This is a genomic window from Micromonospora arida (assembly GCF_003857035.1).
GTDB lineage: Bacteria > Actinomycetota > Actinomycetes > Mycobacteriales > Micromonosporaceae > Micromonospora > Micromonospora arida.
Window position 1 is genome coordinate 1 of sequence record NZ_QGSY01000162.1, and the last position, 4109, is coordinate 4109.

The following is a 4109-nucleotide window of genomic DNA, read 5'->3' on the forward strand; positions in this document are numbered from 1 at the left end:
AGATGTGTATAAGAGACAGTGATCAAGTGATGAAAAGTAGGTATGGAGGGCCTGTGGGACCTATTTCTCATCACTTGATCATGGCGCGGGTGCGGTTGGCGAGAATGGCCAGGGTCTCCTGGCGGACCTGGACCGGATCCGTGGTGAGGCGACGGTGGCTGAAGCGGACGACGACGATGCCGACGGTCGCGAGCAGGGCGTCGCGGCGGAGGTCGATCTCGCGTTCGGCCGGGTCGCCGTGGCTGGTCGCGCCGTCCAGCTCGATGTTGACCCGTTCCGCCTCGGCGAACATGTCGAGGTAGATCGTCCGGGCACCGACCTGTACCCGCGCCTGCCGAATGAACGTCGGCATTCCCGGTCCGGTGAAAACGTGGTCGTGGCCCCATATCTCCAACGGGCTGCGGCACCCGGCCGCGAGCCGGTCCAGCAAACCGCTCAGTGCCCCACGGCCGGGCATTCTCGCCACCTCGGCAAGGGCGGCGGCCAGGCGCCGCGGCGTGGTCATCCGATCGTTGACCGCACGGATGAGCAAACTCGATCGGTCGATCGGCGGCAGCAGCGGCCAACAGTCCACCAGGGTCCGGTCGAGCCGTATGACCGGCAACTCTCCCCGTGTCACCACCTGCGGCGGCGCGACCGCGAAGTCGGAACGATGGGCTACGACGAGATGCGGCCGATCACGCAGGCCCGACCCTCGCGGCAGGTCGAGATACACCGGCTCTCCCGGTGGCTGGCGGCGTAGGCCCCACACGTCGAGCGCGGTCAGGCGGCTCAGCGCCCCACGCCCGTCGACGTAGGCCAGCGCAGCGCGTCGGGCGACGTCCCGCTCCACCCGGGCCAGCATCGGCACGTCGACGTTGGGATTGCGGATCAGCGCGGCGTCGCCGTAGACACCGGGTAACAGCCGCATCAACCGGTCCGCGCGCCAGGCGGTCTGAATCGTCCACGCCGGGGCCACCCGCAGCATGTCCCGTCGAGTGACCAGCCCGCCTCCGCGGACGAGGAGGGATTGTAGGCGCGCATCCACCGGCTCCACCCTGGCGTGAAGCGCAGCCCTTGCGAGGGCTGCTGTGGACAGCGGAGGCACCTGTGGACAGCCGTTCGGGCCGCCGTCGATTGTGGTAAGCGTCCGTGAAGGCCCTTGGCACAGCGTCCGGTTCTCTCCCAGACCAGCCTCAAACCAGTCCAACAATCGCCGCCCAGGCGAGGGATGCAACGCCCCTGCCCCGGTGCCGACCTCCGCCTGCGGCGAGGTCCGGCTGGTTCACGAAAGCCCGCCCTCGGTCCTGGGACGGGGGTCCGTAGCCCACAGGTGATTGGCAGGGTCCAGGCGAGCGAGGTCGACTGACTGCTGCCGATTGTTCCTTAGCTGCCAGACGGCTGCGCGGGCCGCCTGCATCTGTTGATGGTGTCGGATTCCTGATGGACATGGCTGAAACGATCTGCGGGCCCGGTGCCGACATGCGCCTGGGCGATTCCGTTCCAGGGCTTGACGATCCGTTCCAGGGCTTACCGGAGCGAAGATGTCCCGCACGGGGCGTTGCGAGCGGCGAACGCTACCTCCTCGACAAGTCGGCGCTTGCCCGCGGGCGCTGGGGACAGCCTGGGCGGTGCGTTCTCTCGGGATCTAACCGCCGAACTTCAGCGCCTGCCGCAGGTCCACGTCCAGGCTCTCGTCGTACTGCGGATCGGGCTCAGCCCCGGCAGCGCTGAGGACGGTGCTGAAGAAGCATCTGCCGCCAACGGCGAGGATCACGTGGAAGATATCCGTGTCATCGAGACCGTGACCACGCAGGCCCGCGACGTCGGCCTCGGTGACGGAGTTCGCATCGGCCGCGACCTTGCCGGCGAAGTCGACGACTGCGGCCTCCTGCGCGGAGAGATTGGCGCTGCCACTGTCTGACGCGATGGCGGCGACGGTTGGCGCGTCGAAGAACTTGTCGCGTAGGACCTTTCCATGCGCCAGGCCGCAGTAGGACGATTTCAGGGCCCGTGCTGCGGCGAGGGTCACCAACTCATAGCGGCGCACGTCCATCCCGGCCTTCACCGAACCGTTGAGCTGCTGCCATGCCAGGTACACCGCTGGGCTATGGGCGAACAACCTGGTGTAGTTGGGAAGGTAGCCCATCGCCTTCGTGTCGGCATCGAACATCCGCTCAGTGTCCAGCGACTGTTCTGCCTGCTGCAGGAAACTCATCCGGCTCCTCCCCACGCTTGACCCCGGACGGTACGCCGTTTGGGCTGCGGACGGTGTCAGGAAATCGGTCGTGCACGGGGCCCGACATTCGACGATCGTCAGGTGACGGGCCTTCTCACACCCGATCCACACCTGGTCGCGGACCCGCTCGGGGGTCCGCTTGTCGAACCACCGGCGCATCTACACGATGCCCGCTGCCGGTAGCCTCGCGCCCGCACCGACGAATCAGCTGCGTAGCGACCTGTTCCATGCGATTGGCCGCCGCCGGCTGGTCGACCCGGCGGCGGCCAATCGGGCCCGAGCGCCCGTCCAGACAGGTGCTCGCGCTAGTAGGTGAAGGTCCAGAGGAAGTAGAAGCCGGGGGCGTTGGGGCCGTACTGGCGGTACTCGCAGTAGTACCAGCTCCAGAGACCGGTCCGAACACCCTCACTGCCGTAGCTGTTGCAGAACTGGCCGTCGGAGTAGACGTTGCGCAGCGTGCCGCCCGGCGGATCCGCCGCAGCCGGAGTGCCGCTGAACCCGACCAACCCGCCCAGTGCCAGCGCCACCGCCGTCACCAGGGTCGCCCATCTACGTCCGCGCATGAAGCCTCCTCAACACCGTCCACGGCGCATGGCGGCTCCGCGTTGAACCGAGACCGGGACATCGAAGTTCGTGAAAGTAAAGGCTCGCATGGGCGCGTGTGGTTCGGCTCCCGACAACGGGCGGCGCTACCGCGATGATCCGCCAGCGCGATCTCCATCGAATGGGCATCCGCGCTGAACAGGCGTCAGCCGCCGTGCCACATCGGGGCGCTGCGGTTGACCGTCTGCACCACGATGGCCGGCTCGGTCAGGACGGCGACCAGCCGTCGGGACGCCGCGACCGCGAGTGGGCCCAACGTCTGGTGCTCGATCACGGCGTGACACAGCTGAAGGCCCAGCTCGGCCAGCTCACGTCGACCCAGCTCGATCCGCCGTGGGTGCTCTCGCCGCCCGGCCAGCACCGCTCGGATGCGGCGGCGCAGTTCGGCCTGTTCGTCGGTGTCGCGTCGCATCACCTCGACCGACCAGCGCCACGTCTCGGCGAGGAGCAGCAGGTCGACCCGGTCGGGCGGTTGATCGGCGAGGAGCAGTTCCTGGTGGCAGACGACCAGGGCCGTGGCGGGTTCACCGTCGTCGACGAGCAACCCGGCGAGTAGTCCCGCACCGATGGGTGCCGGCTCGCCGACGTCCTGGCTGGCCGCCGTACGTAACAGGTCCAAGCGGCTGTGTGCGGCTTCCTCGTCCCCGCTCAGGTGGTGCAGGACGGCCAGGAACTCCTGCACTCCAGGAGCGGCCGGGCGGGTCGCGGAGGCGAACTCCGGTGTGATGCCGTTGGCGGCCTGGCTCAGTTCCTCGGCCGCGACGAGCAGTTCTGTCACCGGCGCGTCGTCCGCGATCAGCCGGGCGAGCCGCTGCCGCTGCACCGCCAGCGGCGTCGGCTCGGTGGGTGCTGGGATGAGCGCCAGCAGGCTCGCCAGCCGGGTCCACTCGCCCGCTGCCGCCCCGGCCAGCAGCGCCCGGCGCAGCGCCGCCACGGTGAGGTCGTCGGCGTGCCCGATGCTCGCGGCCCGTGCCTGCGTGACGTCGGCGAAGACGCCCAGCGCCTCCGGCCAGTAACCGGCGCGGGCGAGCTCAACTCCGAACTCCTCACGCAGCCGGCTCCCCCGTCGCGCGCTCACCGACCCGCCGGCGAGCCGGCTCTGCAGGCGGCCGTGCCGGAACCGATAGGCCCCCGCGCCGTCGCGCAGCAGGCCGACGGTCTCGGCGTAAGCCAGGAAGGCGAGCAGTCGGTGCGGTGTACGGCCACGGAGGGCGAGGGCCGCGCGGGTGAGGGCGAAGCGCATCCACGCCCCGCCCCCGCGCGGCCCTCGCCCTCCGTGGCCGTACAC

The 4109-nt window shown here is 69.2% G+C and carries 4 protein-coding genes; all 4 read right to left on the bottom strand.

Annotated features, from left to right (window positions below):
- Positions 1-70: 70 nt before the first annotated feature.
- Complete coding sequence (locus tag DLJ58_RS12825) at positions 71-1036, bottom strand: DUF559 domain-containing protein (RefSeq protein ID WP_244218919.1); 966 nt, start codon at positions 1034-1036, stop codon at positions 71-73.
- 591 nt (positions 1037-1627) lie between these two features.
- Positions 1628-2197 (bottom strand): carboxymuconolactone decarboxylase family protein, encoded by a 570-nt coding sequence (locus tag DLJ58_RS12830; protein ID WP_244218920.1) that lies wholly within the window; start codon positions 2195-2197, stop codon positions 1628-1630.
- 326 nt (positions 2198-2523) lie between these two features.
- Positions 2524-2781 carry a hypothetical protein gene (locus tag DLJ58_RS12835; protein ID WP_124856113.1) on the bottom strand — a complete coding sequence of 86 codons (258 nt, stop codon included), beginning with the start codon at positions 2779-2781 and terminating at the stop codon, positions 2524-2526.
- A 185-nt stretch (positions 2782-2966) separates the two neighbouring features.
- The coding region (locus tag DLJ58_RS12840; protein ID WP_208741061.1) for a hypothetical protein at positions 2967-4109 on the bottom strand (1143 nt) is incomplete at its 5' end.

Coding starts and splice junctions, on each gene's coding strand:
- DLJ58_RS12830 (WP_244218920.1), bottom strand. CDS start 2,197: ATGAGTTTCCTGCAGCAGGCAGAACAGTCGCTGGACACTGAGCGGATG.
- DLJ58_RS12835 (WP_124856113.1), bottom strand. CDS start 2,781: ATGCGCGGACGTAGATGGGCGACCCTGGTGACGGCGGTGGCGCTGGCA.